Origin of the sequence: Streptomyces sp. NPDC028722 (genome assembly GCF_040637655.1) — a bacterium.
GTDB lineage: Bacteria > Actinomycetota > Actinomycetes > Streptomycetales > Streptomycetaceae > Streptomyces.
This window is the reverse complement of sequence record NZ_JBEZWU010000029.1, coordinates 1-18,557: the sequence shown is the minus strand read 5'-3', so window position 1 is coordinate 18,557 and position 18,557 is coordinate 1. Positions and strand designations below refer to the sequence as shown.

Below are 18,557 nucleotides of genomic sequence, written 5' to 3'. Positions count from 1 at the left end.
CGGCCTGCGGCGTCCGGCCGGGGACGGGTCCCCGCTCAGCGGTCGCGGTTGAAGCGGGTGGTGATCCACAGCAGGAGGAGCAGGATGAACAGGGCGCCGCCGCCGGTGAGGGCCGGGTTCAGGCTGTTGTGGTTCCCGCCGTGCTCCTCGCCCTCGGCGGCGAGGGTGACCAACTGGGCTGCGGCGCTGTGGAAGCTCATCTTCGGCAGGACCTATCGCGTGTGGGCGGAATAAAGATGTCGGCTCATCGTAAGCGGGCGCTCCCGCGCCGATCACGCCGACTCCGCCGTTGGGACGGCCGGGCTCCGGCGGCCCGCCCGGGGCCGACCGCAAGGATGCGGCCGGGTGCGGCGGGATGCGGCGGGATGGCGGGAACTTTCCCCGGTGGTCAGTCGTCCTTGCGCTTGTAGCCGCGCAGCAGGAACCAGGCGGTCAGTGCGCAGCCGAGGACCATCACGACCAGGACGACGCGGAGCAGGTTGCCCGTCCCGTGCTGCTGGGCGGCGACGGCGGCCTCGGTCAGGCGGGCGGCTGCGGGGTGGTGCTCCATGGGCGGACTCCTTCGGTGTACTGCCCGTCCAAGGTATCTCCGCCTAGGCTGGGCCCCGCCTCGGGGGGACCACAGTGAGCACTCTCACGCACATGGGGGAAGACATGTCCGACGACGGCCGGCAGCACACGGGGACCGAGCGCGTGCCGAGCAGGCAGCGCAGGCGCTTCCCGGGGATCTCCTCGCGCGCGTACGAGCATCCGGCCGACCGTTCGGCTCTGGTGGCGCTGCGCAAGCTGACCGGGTTCGACGCCGTGTTCAAGGCGCTCAGCGGGCTGCTGCCGGAGCGGAGCCTCCGGCTGCTGTTCCTGTCCGACTCGGTGCGCGTCTCCGAGCGGCAGTTCGCGCACCTGCACGGCATGCTGCGGGACGCCTGTTACATCCTGGACCTGGAGAAGGTCCCGCCGATGTACGTCACGCAGGACCCGCAGCCGAACGCGATGTGCATCGGCCTGGACGAGCCGGTCATCGTGGTCTCCACGGGGCTGGTGGAGCTGCTCGACGAGGAGGAGATGCGGGCGGTCGTCGGGCACGAGGTGGGACACGCGCTGTCCGGCCACTCGGTGTACCGCACGATCCTGCTGTTCCTGACGTCCCTCGCCCTGAAGGTCGCCTGGATCCCGCTGGGCAACATGGCGATCATGGCGATCGTCACGGCGCTGCGGGAGTGGTTCCGCAAGTCGGAGCTGTCCGCGGACCGGGCCGGCCTGCTGGTGGGCCAGGACGTGCGGGCCTCGATGCGGGGCCTGATGAAGATCGCGGGCGGCAACCATCTGCACGAGATGAACGTGGACGCGTTCCTGGAGCAGGCCGAGGAGTACGACTCGGGGGGCGATCTGCGGGACTCCGTGCTGAAGATCCTCAACGTGCTGCCCCGCTCGCACCCGTTCACCACCGTGCGGGCCGCGGAGCTGAAGAAGTGGGCCGAGTCCCGGGACCACCAGCGGATCATGGACGGCCACTACCCGCAGCGCGACGAGGACAAGGACACCTCCGTCAGCGGCTCCTTCCGTGAGTCGGCGGCCAGCTACGCCGGCGATGTGAAGGACTCCAAGGATCCACTGATGAAGCTGGTCACGGACCTCGCGGGCGGCGCGGGCGACCTGGGCGGCCGGGTCCGGCGGGGCTTCGACGGCTTCCGCAGCCCGCCGCCCGCCGAGGGGGACACCGCGAGCGGGGACCGGGGGGAGTAGGGCGGCTGCCCGCGCTTACTCCGTCGCTGCTCCACTCACTCCGTCGCTGCTCCACTCACTCCGTCGGCTGCCCCGCTCACACCGTCGGCTGGGCGCCCGAGGACAGCGTTCCGCACAGCACGGCCGGATGGTCCGTCTGGTAGGGGTCGGTGCCCGCGGGGCCGCCGGAGCGGGCGGTCCGGCCGGCGAGGAGGGGACGGAGGTAGGCCGTGGAGTCCTCGGCGCAGGCCAGGGGGCCCGCCTGGACGTAGGACGCGGTCAGCTGGACCTGGTGGGTGCGCAGGTCGGTGCGGTCGAAGCGGAAGGTCAGCTCGCGGCGGACCGTGAAGAGGGAGACGGGGGCGCCTGCGGCGGCGCCGGTGGGCCGCAGAGCGTAGACGAAGGTGTGGTCGGCGGTGACCTCCAGCGTCGCCGGGTCGGTCTCGGCGGCCTCCAGGCTGCCCTGGACGCGGATCCGGTCGTCGGCCAGCCGGGCCCGGGCGGGATCGAGACGGATCACCCAGCCGGTGGGGGCGTGCCGGCCGTCCGCGGTGGGCTTGTCGAAGCTCTGGTCGAACTGGTCGAGCTGGTCGGGGTCGAGCAGGGCCCGGGCCGGACTCACCTCGCGGCCGGTGAGCACCTCGGGGTAGAGCGAGGAGCGGACGAGGTAGTCCTTGGCGGTGGTGAGCGCGGCCACCACCTGGCTCTCGGAGAAGTGGGCCGTGGCCCGGGAGGCGGGCAGCGGTATGCCCTGGGCGCCGGTGTCGAAGTGGGCGGCGGGGCTGCGCGCGTACATCGTCTCGGGGTCGGCGGCGCCGGGCACCCGGCCCTGCGGGGCGAGCGGGACGACCGTCATCCGCAGGGGTTCCGGGGGGCGCCGGGCCTGCGGGGAACCGGCGGAGTGGCGGACGCCCAGGTAGACCGCGGTGCCGAAGGCGACGGCTATCAGTACGACGAGGACCAGGACCTGCCGGGTGAGCCCGCGGTGCAGGGGCGGGCGGCGGCGTACGGCGGGCGCGTGGTCGGCCATCCGCTCCTCGGCGGAGGACTCCTGGAGGCGGGCAGCCCGGACGAACGACTCGTCGAACACGACGGATCGGTATTCGTCCTCGGCGCCGGGGGGACCGCCCTCGGGTGTCCCCTCCGGGGGGTCTCCACGCCCGCCCATACCTTCAGGGTAGGTCTCGTGGGGCGCCGGTAAACGCCCTGCTACGGGACAACTTCTGACAGGTTCTCACCAAGGGCGGGCGGGTCGTTCAGGGGGAGCGCGGGGCGGCCGGGACCGTCGGCCGGGAGACCCCGGCGGGGACGGAGGGAGCTGCGGCGCTGCCCTGTTCCCGGCCGGTGGAGGCGGGGGCGGGTACCCGGTCCCGGGTGCCCGGGGAGCTGCCCCGGTAGACGGCGGCGAAGGCCAGGGCGAGCATGCCTATGCCCATCACGAGGGCGAGCATCCAGGCCACCGGGCGGTGCCAGCGGACCTGCTTGCCGAAGGGGCCGTAGGGGCCGCGGTGGCCGCCGAGGACGTAGGTGCCGTCCAGTTCGTCGTCGTCCGGATCTTGGCCGAATCCGGTGCCCTGGGGGCCGTGGCCGTCGCCGGGGCGTTCGCGCCGGGGGTGCGTGCGGCGGGCCTCGGCCTCGGAGGCCTCGGCTCTGGCCCGGGCGGCGGCCAGGAGGCGTTCGACGGCGGTCGGCTCGTGGACCCTTGCCGCCCGCACGAAGGCCTCGTCGAGGACCACGGAGGCGAACTCGTCGTCCGGCACCCCGTGGTCGTGGTCGTCGTCGGGCTCCCAGCCGTCAGGGAACGGCGTGCCCCCCACGTCCTCCGGCACGGATCCAGAGTAGACCTGGGGGGTCGGTTTGGGCAGACGGTACGGACTTCCGTCCGCCTGGTGGGACACCTTTCCGGACACCCGTGCCGCCCCGGGCGTACGGCGCCGCGGGCGGGGGGTCAGCGGCGTACGTGCCCGTCACCGGTGACGATGTACTTCGTGCTGGTCAGCTCCGGCAGGCCCATCGGGCCGCGGGCGTGCAGCTTCTGGGTGGAGATGCCGATCTCGGCGCCGAAGCCGAACTGGCCGCCGTCGGTGAAGCGGGTGGAGGCGTTCACGGCCACGGTGGTGGAGTCGACCAGCTGGGTGAAGCGGCGGGCCGCCTGCTGGGACGTGGTGACGATGGCCTCGGTGTGGCCGGAGGTCCACAGCCGGATGTGCTCGACGGCCTTGTCGAGGGAGTCGACGACAGCGGCGGCGATGTCGTGGGACAGGTACTCGGTCTCCCAGTCCTCGGGGGTCGCCTCGACCACGGTGGCCCGGGAGCCCTTGGCGTGGGCCATGACCCGTTCGTCGGCGTGGACGGTGACACCGGCCTCGGCGAGGGCGTCCAGGGCGCGCGGCAGGAACTCGGCGGCGATGTCCTGGTGGACGAGGAGGGTCTCGGCGGCGTTGCAGACGCTGACCCGCTGGGCCTTGGAGTTGACCAGGATCTCGACGGCCATGTCGATGTCGGCCCGGGCGTCGACGTAGACATGGCAGTTGCCGGTGCCGGTCTCGATCACGGGGACGGTGGACTCGTTGACCACGGTCCGGATCAGGGAGGCGCCGCCGCGCGGGATGAGGACGTCGACCAGGCCCCGGGCGCGCATCAGCTCGCGCACGGAGTCGCGGCTCTCCCCCGGCACCAGCTGGACGGCGTCGGCGGGCAGCCCGGCGCCGCCGACGGCGTCGCGGATCACCCGGACCAGGGCGGTGTTGGACGCGTAGGCGGAGCCGGAACCGCGCAGCAGGACGGCGTTGCCGGACTTCAGGCAGAGGGCGGCGGCGTCGACGGTGACGTTGGGGCGGGCCTCGTAGATGATGCCGACGACGCCGAGCGGGACACGGACCTGGCGCAGGTCGATGCCGTTGGGGAGGGTGGAGCCGCGGACGACCTCGCCGACCGGGTCGGGCAGCTTCGCGACGTCACGGACGTCGGAGGCGATGGCGCGGATCCGCTGGGGGGTGAGGGTGAGCCGGTCGACGATGGCCTCGCTGGTGCCGGCCTCCCGGGCCTTGGCCACGTCCTCGGCGTTGGCCTCGACGAGCTCGGCGGTCCGGACCTCCAGGGCGTCGGCGATGGCGAGCAGCGCGTCGTCCTTCACGGCGCGCGGGAGCGGCGCGAGGTCGGCGGCGGCGGCCTTGGCCCGGTAGGCGGCCTGGGTGACCGGGGACATCGAGTCGTACGGCGAGAGCGTGGTCATGAGGGAAGGGTAGTGCGCGGGGCGCGGCCGTTCAGCGGCCGTCCCACACCACGAGACACCGCAAAACGGGTGCATCTCCAGGGGCGCCGTTACCGGGCCGGTCCGCCGGCCGCCCGTGCCCCGGCCGCCCGCTCCGGCTCAGAAGGGGTGCACGCCGACCGGGGTCGCCGGCGGGGGGCCGTAGCCCTCGGCGATGCGGTGGTGGTAGGTCTCGCGGTCGATGACCTCCAGGCCGACGATCTCCCAGGACGGCAGTCCGGCGCTCTGGCGGTGCTCGCCCCACAGCCGCAGCGCCACGGCGGCGGCATCGTGCAGGTCGCGGGCCTCCTCCCAGTACCGGATCTCCGCGTGATCGGTCGCGTATCTGCTGGTCAGCAGGAAGGGGTGGTCGTGGGCGAGCTGTTCCAGGGCCCGCCGCAGCTCGGGCAGGGGGACTTTCCTCCCGGAGACGCTGAGGGTGACGTGCCACAGCCGGGGCAGGTCCTTGGGCTCCTCATAGGTGTCACCGGCCGCGACGCTCGTCAGAGCACCGCGGGACGCCGTCCCAGGGCGCGCTCGTCTCACGACGGCCTCCTTCACGCGTGCCACGCGTGCCGCGCGTGTCCGCACGGCCCGCAGGACCCCTTGCCGGAACGTGTCCCTTCAACGTGTCCCCGGGACAAAGTTGAGCAGGCCCCACGGCTCCGCGTGGCGGTTTTACGGAACGTCCCCCACCGGGGGCGGTCCGTGTGGTCCGGCGTCCGAGCGGTCTTGCGAGCGTCACGCGTGCAGGAGCACCAGGTCGTCCCTGTGTACGACCTCGCGTTCGTACGCCGGGCCCAGCTCGCGCGCCAGCTCGCGGGTCGAACGCCCGAGCAGCCGGGGGATCTCCTTGGCGTCGAAGTTGACGAGGCCCCGGGCCACCGCGCGGCCCGTCGCATCCCGCAGCTCGACGGGGTCGCCGGCGTTGAAGTCGCCCTCCACGGCGGCGATTCCGGCGGGCAGCAGGGAGGTGCGCCGCCGCACGACCGCGTCCACCGCCCCGTCGTCCAGGACGAGGGCGCCCTGCGGGGTGGAGGCGTGCTGGAGCCAGAGGAGACGGTCGGCGGAGCGCTTGCCGGTGGGGTGGAAGTAGGTGCCGGTGTCACCGCCGGCGAGGGCGTCGGCGGCGTGGACGGCGCTGGTCAGCACCACCGGGATGCCGGCGGCGGCGGCGATCCGGGCGGCCTCGACCTTGGTGACCATGCCGCCGGTGCCGACCCCGGCCCGGCCCGTGCTGCCGATCTCGACACCGGCGAGATCCTCCGGGCCCCTCACCTGCGCTATCCGGGAGGTGCCGGGCTTGCCGGGGTCGCCGTCGTAGACGCCGTCGACGTCGGAGAGCAGGACCAGCAGGTCGGCGTGGACGAGGTGGGCGACGAGGGCGGCGAGGCGGTCGTTGTCGCCGAAGCGGATCTCGTCGGTGGCGACGGTGTCGTTCTCGTTGACGACCGGGACGGCGCCCATGGCGAGCAGCTGGTCGAGGGTGCGGGAGGCGTTGCGGTGGTGGGCGCGGCGGCTCATGTCGTCGCTGGTGAGCAGGACTTGGCCGACGCGGACGCCGTAGCGGGCGAAGGAGGCGGTGTAGCGGGCGACGAGCAGGCCCTGGCCGACGCTGGCGGCGGCCTGCTGGCGGGCGAGGTCCTTGGGGCGGCGGCGCAGGCCCAGCGGGGCGAGGCCGGCGGCGATGGCGCCGGAGGAGACGAGGACGATCTCCTTCTCCCCTTCGCCGCGCATCTTGGCGAGGACGTCGACCAGCGCGTCGACGCGGTCGGCGTCCAGGCCGCCCGCGGCGGTCGTCAGCGACGAGGAGCCCACCTTGACGACGATCCTGCGGGCCTCGCCCACGGCCTGCCTTGCCCTTGCCACGTGCTGTCTCCACTTCCTCGCGCGTGGCAGCAATCTACGCGAACGGGACCGCCGGGCAGGCGACGGTCCGGTGCGCGGACAGCGGCCGGCCCCTCGGCGGCTCCCGCGCACACCCGCCGGACCTGGCGAGGACGGCCGGTCCGGGCCGTCAGGCCGCGGCCGTCCCGAAGCCCTTGCCGGGCAGCATCCGGCGGATCTTGCGCAGGGCGCGGCGCGGGAAGGAGTTGGCGGCGGCCTCGCGGTAGCCCTCGAAGGCACGTGCCTCGCGGGCGTCGGCGAGGTACATCTCGTCGGGGATGCGGGCCTTGGGGGACCGGAAGTGCGGATAGACCAGGTAGAGGCGGGTGCCGCGCTTCTCCAGGACGGCGGCGGCCTGCTTCTTGGCCTTGACGAACTTGACCACGTCCAGCAGCAGATCGGCGCGCTGCATGGCGACCAGGTGCAGCCGCAGCCGCTCGTGGACCTTCAGCCGGCGGGCCACGCCGGGCGTCCAGTAGGCGTCCATCAGCGGCTTGGCCAGCTCGAACTTGTGCCGTCGCACCTCTTCGTCGTCGGTCAGGAACTTGGGGCCGAACTGGGGCAGCAGCGTGATGAGGAAGGGCCGGACCATCAGGAGGTCGCGTCTGTCACCGGCCGGGACCATGTCGGCGATCAGCTTCATCAGGGCGCGCGCGGAGTCGAAGCGCAGCGCGTAGCCGCCGGTCTTGGTGACGTGCTTGCCGTCGTCGCGGCCGACCAGGTAGTAGCAGGTGTAGTCGGCGAGCACGGAGACGCCGTCCGCCCGCAGATAGGCCTCCAGCGTGAACACGGCGTCCTCACCGGTCCACAGGGACTCGTCGAACCGCATGCCGTGCCGGTCCAGCAGGGCGCGGCGGAACAGCTTCTGCGCGCTCAGCGTGAACTTGATGTTGGAGGAGAAGACGTCGGTCCGGTCGAGCGTCTCGCCCCACATGGACTTCGGGGCGGTGCGGTTGACGCCCTCGACGCGGCCGAGGACGACGTCCGTGCCGTTGCGGTCGGCCATGGCGACCATGCGCTCCAGGGCCTCGGGGCCGAGCCGGTCGTCGGCGTCGAGGAAGAAGACGTAGCGTCCGGTCGCCTTGGCCAGGCCGACGTTGCGCGGCCCGCTGGGGCCGCCGGAGTTCTCCTGGCGGATGACGGTGACCGGTATCGGCACGCGGGCCGCGAACTCCTCCAGGCACTCCCCGGTGCCGTCCGTCGAGCCGTCGTCGACCGCGATGACCTCCATCCGACCCGGGTCGATGGTCTGCGCCTCGACGGATGCCAGGCACTCGACCAGGTACGGCATTGCTTCGTACGCCCCGATGATCACGCTCACATCAGGCTGCGTCACGACGGTCACACTTCCCCCTAGTCACGGAATATTTCCCCCGAATCGCCTCAATCGCAAACAGTTAGACGGGCACACAGGGCAAGCGGTTGCCTCACCCAGGGTGATGAGTGCCGCACATCACAGGACAGTACGCCGACGCGGTAAGAGCCGTGCGGCTCCGGTTAAGAGCCGGGCAAGACGAGGCCCCCGAGGCGTGCGCCTCGGGGGCCCGGTGGTGTTGCGGGGGTGGTCAGCCCGCGTTCACGCCGTCCGTCTCGCCGGCCGACGCGGCGCGCTGGCCGGGCACCGCGTTGGTCAGCTCGGCCGACTCGGCGGGGTCGGCGTTGGCCGCGCCGAGCCGGGACTCCTGGCCGACGTTGCGGGCCTCGGCCTTGAGGGCCAGGTCGCCGACGGCGGCGTTGAACTGGTCGATCGACTTCGGCTCGTCCGGACCGAGCAGGTACTGCTTCAGCTCCGTGCGGGCGTCCGCGAGCGGGTCGGCGGCCGGGTCGCGCACGGCGTCCAGCAGGCCGCCCAGTTCGGCCGCGCTGTTGGACAGGATGACCGCGGCGCGCACGGCCGTGTTCTGCCGCCTGAACTCCTCGGCGCCCAGTTCGGCGGAGTCGGTGACCGCGTAGGGCTTGCCGCTCGCGATGAAGTCGGAGACCACGGAGGAGATGTCCGAGACCATCGCGTCGGAGACGTTGAAGCAGTCGTACAGACGCGGCTGGGCGCCGGTGATGACGCGGTGCTCGTACGACGGGAAGGAGCACCAGTAGGCGGTGTTCCACTCGGTGCGCAGCCGGGCGATCTCCTCGTGCCGGTGCACGTCCACGATGCCGTCGCGGGTGGCCTCGGCCTCGTCGCCCTTGGTGCCGCCGGCGCCCGCCAGCTCGGCGAGCCGGGCCTCGATGCGGGTCAGTTCGGCCTTGGCCGCGGCCATGGCGGCGGTGTCGGCGGTGAACCGGGGGTCGGCGGCGCGCTCGGCGGCGGACTTCTCGACCAGGGCGGCGATGCGCTGGTGGGCGGCCTTGGCGTCCTTGCTGACGGTGCCGGTGAACGGGTGCGGCTTGTACAGGACGCGGACCGGCGGGTCGGCCGTCACCAGCCGGGTCACGATGTTCTCACCGGCGAGCACGATCGAGGTGTTGCCGGGGTTGCCGTCCCAGCCCTCCCAGGTGGGGGCGTACAGCACGGTCGGGACGCGGTCCCCGGGCACGCCCTGCCAGGTCCGGATGGGCGCGAGCTGCGGGCGGCCCACCTCGACGATGTCGTCGTCGCGGACACCGACGTCGGCGATGGCGTAGCGGTCGCGGCCGGCGCGGCCGGCGGTCCACACCTCGTCGTACACCTTGCTGTACGGGTTGACGCTGGCCAGCTTGTCGCTGTCGCCGTGGCCGATGAAGACGTGCTTCATGGTGGGCACGCGCAACAGGTGGATGTTCTTACCGACGTTGGCCGCGTAGAGCGCGACGCGCACGGTGGACAGGTCCAGGTTCATCAGGTGCACCCCTCCGGGCACGCAGATGACGGGGACCGTGGTGGGCGCGAGGTTGTTCAGGATGGCGCGCTCGCGCAGGATGATCAGCGGCCGGGTGTCCAGCTGCTCCATCGTCTCCAGCCACATGTTGACCTGGTACGCGGAGTCCCGGGAGCCGGAGAAGTACAGGACGGTCTCCGGCCGGTAGGCGGCCAGCCAGTCGTCGACGGCGGCGAGGACGACATCGGCCTTCGGCGGGGTCCTCCGGCCGCGCACGAACGGCACGAGCACGAGGACGTACAGGCAGCCGAGGCCGGCGGTGAGGCCGATGCCGGTGAAGCCGGCGACGGCGGAGCCCGCCTCGGCGGAGACCAGGATGCCGGCGACCGCGAACAGGTCGAGGTGGAGCATCTTCTCCGCGGAGCGGTGCAGCAGGCGGCGCGGCGGGGCGTCCGGGATGCGGATGCGCGACTTCAGGTCGATGTTGCGGGTGGCGACCGGCATCCGGCGGCGGTTGCGGATGAGGGTGACCAGCGCGCCGTGCGGGGCCTGGAGGCCGTAGAACGCGATGAAGCAGGCGACCGCGCCGTAGAAGATCAGGTCGTCGGAGAGGGACAGCCGGGCCAGCAGCAGGACCAGCAGCAGCTGGCGGATCAGGAAGCGGATCGACAGTCCCGCCCGGACCTTGCTGAGGCGGTTGATCAGGTAGCTGCCCTTGCGGTGCAGATAGTGGTCCGCCAGGTACGTCACGGCGGCCAGGGCCGCGAAGGCGGGAACGCTCGGGACGAGCGCGGCCAGCATGAGCGCCGGGAAGCCCAGCATCACGAGGGCCGCCGCGGCCAGCTCGGCCGCGCTGCCCACCCGGGCGACGCGAATAGCGGTGGATATCACGGAGAACCTGCTCTGGGAGGGGGGAGTGCCGGTTTTGTTCTGAAATGCCGGGAGATGCCGGTGATTTGTGCGGGGTACGGACACAGGCCCCCGCGAATACCCGGTGAACGGGCACCCACAGAGGCCTGAATTCCGAAAAGCTTAATTACCGTCGATTATTACACGCCGTCCTGACGGTCCAGCACCGAGGCGAGGGCCTGCTCGAAGCCGGAGGCCCGGGCGGCACCCGCGGTCGGGTCCTGCTGGCGGACGTCGATGACGTGACCGGTCAGCTCCGACAGCAGCACGTCCAGGGAGGTGCGGGCCACGGCCTCGGAGGACAGCAGCGAACCCGAGGGCTCCTGGCCGAAGGCCTTGGTGCGCATCGGGGTGGCGGTGCGCTCGGGGTTGATGCAGTTGACGCGGATGCCGTCGCCGGCCCACTCGTCGGACAGCGCCTGGGTGAGGTTCACCATGGCGGCCTTGGTGGAGGAGTAGAGGGAGTACTCGGCGCGGCCGCGGGTGTAGCTGCTGGAGGTGTAGAGCAGCAGCTGGCCCTTGGTCTCGGACAGGTACTTGTAGGAGGAGCGCGCGATCTGCACCGGGGCCAGGTAGTTGACCTTCAGCGCCTCCTCGATGGTGGCGTTGTCGGTCTCGGCGAGCTTGCCGATGCGCAGCACGCCCGCGGTGTTGACGACGTGGTCGATCCGGCCGGTCTCGGCGTAGGCCTTGGACAGCGCGTCGTCGACCTCCTCCGGGTTCTCCACGTGGGTGCCGGTGGTGGAGCGGCCGAGCGCGTAGACGTTGGCGCCGTAGGACCGGGCGAGGTCGGCGATGTCCTTGCCGATGCCGTAGGAGCCGCCGAAGATGACGACCGTCTTGCCGGTCAGCAGCTCGCGGTAGGCCTGCTCGTCCTTCTGCTCGGGCGTGGCGGTGGAGGCGAGCTGGAACAGCTTGTCGGCGATGAAGACGTCGACCGGCTGGGTGACCTTCATGTTGTACTCGTCGCCCGCGACGACGTGGATCGGCACGTCGGGCAGGTACCGGAGGACCACCGAGCAGTCGTCCGTGGCCTGGAAGTTGGGGTCACCGGCGGCGACCTGGTAGGCGCGGCGGATCGTGGACAGCTTGAAGGCCTGCGGCGTCTGGCCGCGGCGCAGCCGGGAGCGGTCCGGGATCTCGGTGATGAACTCGCCGTCCTCGCCGTGGGTGCGCGTGACGATGATGGTGTCCGCGGACGGGATGGCGACGTCCACGGCCTGGTAGCGCTCGAGCGCGGCCACGCAGTCGTCGATGACGCGCTGCGAGAGCAGGGGGCGTACGGCGTCGTGGAAGAGGACGTTGCGGTCCTCGCCCTCGGCCAGGCCCTCACCGAGGGCGCTGATGGCGCGCTCGGTGGTCTCGTTCCGGGTCGAACCGCCCTCGATGACCTTCTTCACCTTGGTGAAGCCCGCCTTGGCGACGATCTTCTCGACGTCCGGCACATAGCCCGGGGCCATCAGCACGATGATGTCGTCGATCGAGTCGGCGTTCTCGAAGGTGGTCAGGGTGTGCTCGATGACTGCCTTGCCGGCGATCTTCAGCAGCTGCTTGGGGATCGACAGACCCACCCGCTGACCGGTGCCACCGGCCAGGATCACTGCGGTGGTACGGGGCTTGGCTATGTGCTGGGACACAGGTGACCTACCTTGGGGCGACAGGGAACCGTGAAATGGTCCCACTTCGGGTAACCGCAGTGCAAGGTGAGCGACCTCCCATGCATATGTGCGCGCCACCTGTCATTCACCTGGCGCCCCCGGTCATTGGCCGCGGGCGGTGTGAACCCCCGTGAATTTGCTGTGAGTAAGTCCACAGGCGGGTCGGGTGGGGCGCCCCGAAGCGGCGGCGCGCCCCACCGCGTCGGCACCGCCCTGCGGGGCGGGAGATCCTCACTCCCGGCGCGTGGACCGCACGCGGTCCGCGAAATCGGCACGGCACCGCCCGGAAAAGACGGGAAATACAGCGTTTCGGGGAAGTCCATTGCCGCGGAATTCCCGCGGCGGATTCAGTGGCGTTCCGGTCACGAGCGGTTTTCCGGACGGCCCGTACGGCGACGCGCCGGAGCCCGGGACACGGACGCGTCCCGGGCTCCGGCGGACGGGCGCCGGCTCACCCGAGGGTGACCCCGGGCTCGTCCGACTCCACCCGGAGGCTGGCCAGGGTGCTGGCCGTCGCCTGCGGCTTCAGCACCGTGTCGACGACCCGGACCCGGGCGTCGATGCCGTCGCGGCGGATGTCGAACAGGTGGTAGCCGCGGTGGGCGTCGATGAGCTTCCAGTGCGGGTTGTCCGCCTTCAGCGGGTCCCACTGCCGGTGGAAGGCGTCCTGGTCCTGGTCGCCGCTGCTGGAGATGGAGGTGCCGACGAACTCGGCGCCGACCACGTCGGAGTCCGGGTCGGCGTAGTCCGTCCTGAGGTCGCTGATCATCGTCAGGTGCCGGTCGCCGCTGAGCACGACCGGGTTGCGGATGTCGGCGAACTCCTCCAGCAGGGCGTTGCGTTCGACCTGGTAGCCGTCCCAGGCGTCGTAGTACCAGAGCTTGCCGTCGCCGGGCAGCAGGTCGGTCTCGGCCATCATGATCTGGGAGGCGATGAGGTTCCAGCGGGCCGGGGAGTCGTGCAGCCCGTCGAGCAGCCACTGCTTCTGCCCGGCACCGAGCATGGTCTGCGTCGGCGCCTGCGCGCCCTCCTGGGTGGTGGCCTGGTCGCTGCGGAACTGCCGGGTGTCCAGGACATTGAGCCGGGCGAGCCGGCCGAACTCCAGGCGGCGGTACATCTGGATGTGCGGACCGTTCGGGACGGCCGTGGCGCGCACCGGCATGTGCTCGTAGTACGCCTGGAAGGCCGCGGTGAGCCGGGCCACGAACGCGTCGTGCGACTGCTTGTCCGGGTCCTGCGGGATCTCGCCGGCCCAGTCGTTGTCCACCTCGTGGTCGTCGAAGGTGACCACCCAGGGCGCGCTCGCCTGCATCGCGGCCAGGTCGGGGTCGGTGCGGTACTGCGCGTACCGGTTGCGGTACTGCGTGAGGGTGTACGGCTCGCCCTTGCCCTCGTGCCGGCGTACGGCCGTGGCGGACGGCGCGGACTCGTAGATGTAGTCGCCGACGAAGAGCACGAAGTCGGGGTCCTGCGCGAGCATGTCGGCGTACGGCGTGAAATAGCCGTGCTGCCAGTTCTGGCAGGAGGCGAGGGCGACGCGCAGCGAGCCGCCCCGCCGGTGCGGGTGGGGTGCGGTGCGGGTGCGGCCGGTGGGCGAGAGCTGGTCGCCGGCCCGGAAGCGGTACCAGTACGAGCGGTCCGGACGCAGCCCGCGGACGTCCACGTGGACGCTGTGGCCGAGTTCGGGTCCTGCCTGGGCGGTGCCCCGGCGGACGGTTCTGCGGAACCGCTCGTCCTCGGCGATCTCCCAGTCCACGGGGAAGACCGCGTCGGGCATGCCGCCACCGCCCAGCGGGTCGGGCGCGAGTCTGGTCCACAGCACGATCCCGTCGGGCAGTGGATCGCCGGAACCGACGCCGAGGGTGAACACCCCGTCGGGCAGCGGGGTGCCGGCCGCGCGGGCGGTGCCGGGCAGCCATAACTGGGCGGAGGCCGCGGCGCCGAGGACGGCGGCCCCCGTGGTCAGGAAGCGGCGGCGGTCGGGCGATGCTGCGGTCATGCGCTGACTCCCTTTGCCACAGTGGCCTCGTGGCAGGTCGGTTCGGACATGCGGAAGCTCCCACGGCCGGACGGCCCGACTGCTGAACGATGACCTTCGCGAGCATGACAAATAGGCAGACAACAGACGACCCGTCGCGGCACGGGAAAACCCTCGCGCCACAACGGGTCTGACGGTAGGTCGGAATCCGGCCCGCCGCCGCTGGCTCAGGAACCGAAGCCGGCCCCCAGCGTTGCGCCCGCGGCCACCGTGCCGAGCGTGCCGCCGGCGAAGCTGAACGAGCCGCTCGGCGTGATCCCCGTGGTGGTGCCGCGCAGCACCCACACCGCCCCGGCCTTGGTGTTCTCCCCCGGCGCGCCGACGACCAGTTCGGCCCGGCCGTTGCCGTCCGCGTCCACCAGGCGCACGGCCGAGCCGAACGCGTCACCCTGCTCGCCGGTGCCTGGCACGCCCGCGGTGTCCTGGCCGAACTCCTTCGCACCGCTGCCCGTCGGGCCCTTGGCGGTACCGCGCAGCGTGATGACCCGTCCGCCCGTGGGGACACCGGGCGCGCCGACCGCGATGTCGGCGTAGTGGTCGCCGTCGATGTCCGCCACCGAGAGGCCGGTGCCGAAGCCGGATCCCGGCCCGGCGGTGCCCGGCACACCCGCGGTGTCGAGGTTCACGAGCACCGCCTTCGTCCCGTCGGGTCCCTTCGCCGTGCCCGGGATCCAGGCGATCCGGCCGCCCCTGGCGAGCGGGGTGTCCACATCGCTGTCGGCGCCCTCGGCGGCCCGGCCCACGACCAGGTCGGCGTAACCGTCCCGGTTCACGTCGCCGACGGCGAGGTGCTCGCCGCCCTGGAGACCGGTACCGGCACCGCCCACCAGGTTGTACGGGAGGAGCCCGTCGTGCGTGCCCGTCCAGTACACGACGTGGCGGGCGTCCCACTCGTCACCGTCGTTCTCCGCGGCGGCGATGTCGGTGATGCCGTCGCCGTCGAAGTCGCCGGCGGCCAGGTCGAGGACCCGGCTGTCGAACGGGTCGGGGACCAGCTGCGCGCCGTGCGTGGTGGCGCCGCCGCGGCCGAACGGCCCGTTCAGCACCCGCAGATCGTGCGCGTTCACGACGGTGACGTCGTCCGGCGCGCCGTTGCCGTCCACGTCCCCGACGGTCAGGTGCCCCCGGTCGCCGAGCCCGTCGTACTCCTTCCCGCCGGCCAGCGTCACCTCGCCGGACAGGCCCTTCGCCCCGCCCCAGAGCACCACGACCGACCCGGCGTCGGTGCCGGCCGACGTGTCCTCGCCGCCCGATCCGACGATCAGGTCCGCATAGCCGTCCCGGTCGAGGTCGGCGGTGGCGACGGCGCTGCCGAACCGGTCACCGGCCTCCGCGCTGCCCGGCACCCCGGCGCTGTTCTGGCTGAGGAGCTGCCGGGTGGAGGTCCTCAGGCCGCTCGCCGAGCCGTAGACCACGGCGACGTGACCGGCGCCCTTCTGACCGCTCACGGTCGCCGAGGGGGCCGTGACGGCGAGGTCGGCGTAGCCGTCGCCGTTGAAGTCGTCGTGCAGGTGCTTGCCGCTCGCGGCCGGTGCGGGGGCCGCGTGGGCGGGCACGGCGACGGCCGGGAGCGCGAGGGCGCCGGCCGCGAGGGCGAGGCCCGCGGCGAGCGCCGGGGTACGGCGGCGGACGGGGCGGGGCTGGTCGGGCACGTCTGCTCCGGGAGTCGGCAGTGGGGAGCCGGGAGAAAGAGAAGTGCGACACGGAGAGGACCAAGATCCTCTTCGTGTCGCACTGTTCGACTCACCAGGATGGCGTGGGGTTGCCCTCACCGCCGCCGCGGATCTCCCCGCCGTTCACCCGCCCGGTTCTCCCGGGCGGCCGGCGCGTGCCTCTACTCGAACGGGTCGAAGTCGTCGTACTCCCGCAGCGCGTCGTCCCGCTCCGCCTCCTTGTCGCGGCGGCGCTGGGCGGCTGGCCGCTGCGCGTCGAAGCGGTGGTCCTCGCCGCGGCGGCCGAGCATCTCCGCGCCGGCCATGACCGTGGGCTCCCAGTCGAAGACGACCGCGTTGTCCTCGGGGCCGATGGCGACGCCGTCGCCCGAACGGGCGCCCGCCTTCATCAGTTCCCCTTCCACACCGAGGCGGTTGAGCCGGTCGGCGAGGTAGCCGACGGCCTCGTCGTTGTTGAAGTCGGTCTGGCGGACCCAGCGTTCGGGCTTCTCGCCGCGCACCCGGAACAGCAGCTCGCCGCCGGCCTCCTCGCGGGTGACGGTGAAGCCCGCGTCGTCCACGGCCTTCGGCCGGATGACGATCCGGGTCGCCTCCTCCTTCGGCCGGGCGGCGCGCGCCGTGGCGATCAGCTCACCCAGTGCGAAGGTCAGCTCGCGCAGGCCGATGTGGGCGACGGCCGACACCTCGAAGACGCGGTAGCCGCGGGACTCCAGGTCGGGGCGGACCATCTCGGCGAGGTCCTTGCCGTCGGGCACGTCGACCTTGTTCAGGACGACGATCCGCGGCCGGTTGTCGAGACCGCCGTACTGCCGCAGCTCCTCCTCGATGGTGTCGAGGTCGGAGACCGGGTCGCGCTCGGACTCCAGGGTGGCGGTGTCCAGCACGTGCACCAGCACGCTGCACCGCTCCACGTGCCGCAGGAACTCCAGGCCCAGACCGCGGCCCTGGCTGGCGCCGGGGATGAGACCGGGCACGTCGGCGATGGTGTAGACGGTGGAACCGGCCGTGACCACGCCCAGGTTGGGGACCAGCGTGGTGAACGGGTAGTCGGCGATCTTCGGCTTGGCCGCGCTGAGCACGGAGATCAGCGAGGACTTGCCGGCGCTCGGGTAGCCGACGAGGGCCACGTCGGCGACCGTCTTCAGCTCCAGGACGATGTCGCTCAGGTCACCGGGCTCGCCGAGCAGCGCGAAACCGGGCGCCTTGCGGCGGGCCGAGGCCAGCGCCGCGTTGCCGAGGCCGCCCCGGCCGCCCTGCGCGGCGACGTACGAGGTGCCGTGGCCGACCAGGTCGGCGAGCACGTTGCCCGCCTTGTCCAGTACGACCGTGCCGTCCGGCACCGGCAGGACGAGGTCCTGGCCGTCCTTGCCGGAGCGGTTCCCGCCCTCACCGGGCTTGCCGCTGGTGGCTTTACGGTGCGGGGAGTGGTGGTAGTCGAGCAGCGTCGTGACCGACTGGTCGACGGTCAGGATGACGTCGCCGCCCCGGCCGCCGTTGCCGCCGTCGGGGCCGCCGAGCGGCTTGAACTTCTCACGGTGGACGGAGGCACAGCCGTGGCCCCCGCTACCCGCGGCGACATGCAGTTCGACGCGGTCCACGAAGGTGGTCATGGTTCAGTGCCTCCAGAAACGTGCGGATCTGTCTTCTAGGTAACACGCGAAAGGCGGACCCGCCTTCCCGACCGGGAAGTGAGGTCCGCCTCGCGAGATGTTCGGTCGATGCCGTGAATCAGACGATTCAGGCGACCGGAACGATGTTCACGACCTTGCGGCCACGGTGAGAGCCGAACTCCACCGCACCGGCCTGGAGGGCGAACAGCGTGTCGTCGCCACCACGGCCCACACCGGCGCCGGGGTGGAAGTGGGTGCCGCGCTGGCGGACCAGGATCTCACCCGCGTTGACGACCTGACCGCCGAAGCGCTTCACGCCGAGCCGCTGGGCATTGGAGTCGCGACCGTTCCGGGTGGACGATGCGCCCTTCTTGTGTGCCATTTCTCCTCAGTCCCTTACTTCGCAGCCGCGGGGATCGACGTGACCTTGATCGCCGTGTACTGCTGGCGGTGGCCCTGACGACGGCGGTAGCCGGTCTTGTTCTTGTAGCGCAGAATGTCGATCTTCTGGCCCTTGTGGTGGTCCACGACCTCGGCCTGGACCTTGATACCGGCCAGCACCCACGGGTCGCTGGTCACGGCGTCGCCGTCGACAACGAGCAGGGTCGAGAGCTCGACCGTGTCGCCAACCTTGGCAGTGGAAATCTTGTCAACCTCAACGATGTCGCCGACAGCAACCTTGTGCTGGCGACCACCGCTGCGCACGATGGCGTACACGCGGATCTCACTTTCGCTCGAAGAAACGGCACCCCCGCAGGCCAGCCGCCCGAGAACAGCACGGACGACCTCTCCCGGCCCGCGATGCGTCCGGGAGGAAGAGGTTTACGGGGATGTGGCGTGTCAGTGGACACGCCGACGGTCCAGGTTACGGGGCCACGGCCGAAGGGGTCAAACCGGGCCCCGCCGGTGTGCGGCCGGTCACTCTGGGCACGTTCCTCATGCTGACCGGCATGAACCTCGGCTTCACCAAGCTGATCGACGGCACCGTCTCCACCAAGACCATCGGTGACAT

General features: G+C 71.7%; 17 protein-coding genes. 2 read left to right on the top strand and 15 right to left on the bottom strand.

Annotated elements, in window-relative coordinates:
* Positions 1–35: 35 nt before the first annotated feature.
* Positions 36–200, bottom strand: a complete 165-nt coding sequence (locus AB0F03_RS31600; protein WP_361998175.1) for a hypothetical protein — start codon at positions 198–200, stop codon at positions 36–38.
* Between the two features lie 188 nt (positions 201–388).
* The gene (locus tag AB0F03_RS31595) at positions 389–550 is read right to left on the bottom strand and encodes a hypothetical protein (RefSeq protein ID WP_361998172.1); all 162 of its coding nucleotides are present in this window, start codon (positions 548–550) and stop codon (positions 389–391) included.
* Positions 551–654: 104 nt separating this feature from the next.
* Between AB0F03_RS31595 and AB0F03_RS31590 the strand changes: the two genes are divergently transcribed.
* The gene (locus AB0F03_RS31590) at positions 655–1,743 is read left to right on the top strand and encodes a M48 family metallopeptidase (protein WP_361998359.1); all 1,089 of its coding nucleotides are present in this window, start codon (positions 655–657) and stop codon (positions 1,741–1,743) included.
* 76 nt (positions 1,744–1,819) lie between these two features.
* Here AB0F03_RS31590 and AB0F03_RS31585 read toward each other — a convergent pair whose 3' ends face one another.
* The 13 genes from AB0F03_RS31585 to rplU form a co-directional block, all read right to left on the bottom strand.
* A complete protein-coding gene (locus AB0F03_RS31585) occupies positions 1,820–2,890 on the bottom strand; it encodes a hypothetical protein (RefSeq protein WP_361998169.1) in 1,071 nt (356 codons plus the stop codon).
* Positions 2,891–2,978: 88 nt separating this feature from the next.
* Entirely contained in the window at positions 2,979–3,551 is a 573-nt protein-coding gene (locus tag AB0F03_RS31580) for a hypothetical protein (protein ID WP_361998166.1), read from the bottom strand.
* 119 nt (positions 3,552–3,670) lie between these two features.
* Complete coding sequence (locus AB0F03_RS31575; protein ID WP_361998164.1) at positions 3,671–4,957, bottom strand: glutamate-5-semialdehyde dehydrogenase; 1,287 nt, start codon at positions 4,955–4,957, stop codon at positions 3,671–3,673.
* A 138-nt stretch (positions 4,958–5,095) separates the two neighbouring features.
* Entirely contained in the window at positions 5,096–5,521 is a 426-nt protein-coding gene (locus tag AB0F03_RS31570; RefSeq protein ID WP_361998161.1) for a hypothetical protein, read from the bottom strand.
* Between the two features lie 195 nt (positions 5,522–5,716).
* Positions 5,717–6,823 (bottom strand): glutamate 5-kinase, encoded by a 1,107-nt coding sequence (proB, locus tag AB0F03_RS31565; protein ID WP_361998356.1) that lies wholly within the window; start codon positions 6,821–6,823, stop codon positions 5,717–5,719.
* A gap of 169 nt (positions 6,824–6,992) precedes the next feature.
* Positions 6,993–8,153 (bottom strand): glycosyltransferase, encoded by a 1,161-nt coding sequence (locus tag AB0F03_RS31560; RefSeq protein ID WP_361998354.1) that lies wholly within the window; start codon positions 8,151–8,153, stop codon positions 6,993–6,995.
* A gap of 274 nt (positions 8,154–8,427) precedes the next feature.
* Positions 8,428–10,518, bottom strand: a complete 2,091-nt coding sequence (locus AB0F03_RS31555; RefSeq protein ID WP_361998351.1) for a hypothetical protein — start codon at positions 10,516–10,518, stop codon at positions 8,428–8,430.
* Positions 10,519–10,706: 188 nt separating this feature from the next.
* Positions 10,707–12,203, bottom strand: a complete 1,497-nt coding sequence (locus AB0F03_RS31550; protein ID WP_361998158.1) for a bifunctional cytidylyltransferase/SDR family oxidoreductase — start codon at positions 12,201–12,203, stop codon at positions 10,707–10,709.
* Positions 12,204–12,675: 472 nt separating this feature from the next.
* Positions 12,676–14,223: an alkaline phosphatase D family protein gene (locus AB0F03_RS31545; RefSeq protein ID WP_361998155.1), complete on the bottom strand. Its 1,548-nt coding sequence runs from the start codon at positions 14,221–14,223 to the stop codon at positions 12,676–12,678.
* Between the two features lie 206 nt (positions 14,224–14,429).
* A complete protein-coding gene (locus tag AB0F03_RS31540) occupies positions 14,430–15,914 on the bottom strand; it encodes an FG-GAP-like repeat-containing protein (RefSeq protein WP_361998153.1) in 1,485 nt (494 codons plus the stop codon).
* Positions 15,915–16,096: 182 nt separating this feature from the next.
* Positions 16,097–17,545: a GTPase ObgE gene (gene obgE / locus AB0F03_RS31535; RefSeq protein ID WP_361998150.1), complete on the bottom strand. Its 1,449-nt coding sequence runs from the start codon at positions 17,543–17,545 to the stop codon at positions 16,097–16,099.
* A gap of 127 nt (positions 17,546–17,672) precedes the next feature.
* On the bottom strand, positions 17,673–17,927 hold the full coding sequence (gene rpmA / locus AB0F03_RS31530) for a 50S ribosomal protein L27 (RefSeq protein ID WP_061922958.1): 255 nt from the start codon (positions 17,925–17,927) through the stop codon (positions 17,673–17,675).
* A gap of 14 nt (positions 17,928–17,941) precedes the next feature.
* On the bottom strand, positions 17,942–18,262 hold the full coding sequence (rplU, locus tag AB0F03_RS31525; RefSeq protein ID WP_030749991.1) for a 50S ribosomal protein L21: 321 nt from the start codon (positions 18,260–18,262) through the stop codon (positions 17,942–17,944).
* A 113-nt stretch (positions 18,263–18,375) separates the two neighbouring features.
* Between rplU and AB0F03_RS31520 the strand changes: the two genes are divergently transcribed.
* Positions 18,376–18,557: hypothetical protein (locus tag AB0F03_RS31520; protein ID WP_361998377.1), on the top strand; the 182-nt coding region annotated here is incomplete at its 3' end.

Coding starts and splice junctions, on each gene's coding strand:
- AB0F03_RS31600 (WP_361998175.1), bottom strand. CDS start 200: ATGAGCTTCCACAGCGCCGCAGCCCAGTTGGTCACCCTCGCCGCCGAG.
- AB0F03_RS31595 (WP_361998172.1), bottom strand. CDS start 550: ATGGAGCACCACCCCGCAGCCGCCCGCCTGACCGAGGCCGCCGTCGCC.
- AB0F03_RS31590 (WP_361998359.1), top strand. CDS start 655: ATGTCCGACGACGGCCGGCAGCACACGGGGACCGAGCGCGTGCCGAGC.
- AB0F03_RS31585 (WP_361998169.1), bottom strand. CDS start 2,890: ATGGGCGGGCGTGGAGACCCCCCGGAGGGGACACCCGAGGGCGGTCCC.
- AB0F03_RS31575 (WP_361998164.1), bottom strand. CDS start 4,957: ATGACCACGCTCTCGCCGTACGACTCGATGTCCCCGGTCACCCAGGCC.
- AB0F03_RS31560 (WP_361998354.1), bottom strand. CDS start 8,153: ATGCCGTACCTGGTCGAGTGCCTGGCATCCGTCGAGGCGCAGACCATC.
- AB0F03_RS31545 (WP_361998155.1), bottom strand. CDS start 14,223: ATGACCGCAGCATCGCCCGACCGCCGCCGCTTCCTGACCACGGGGGCC.
- obgE (WP_361998150.1), bottom strand. CDS start 17,545: ATGACCACCTTCGTGGACCGCGTCGAACTGCATGTCGCCGCGGGTAGC.
- rpmA (WP_061922958.1), bottom strand. CDS start 17,927: ATGGCACACAAGAAGGGCGCATCGTCCACCCGGAACGGTCGCGACTCC.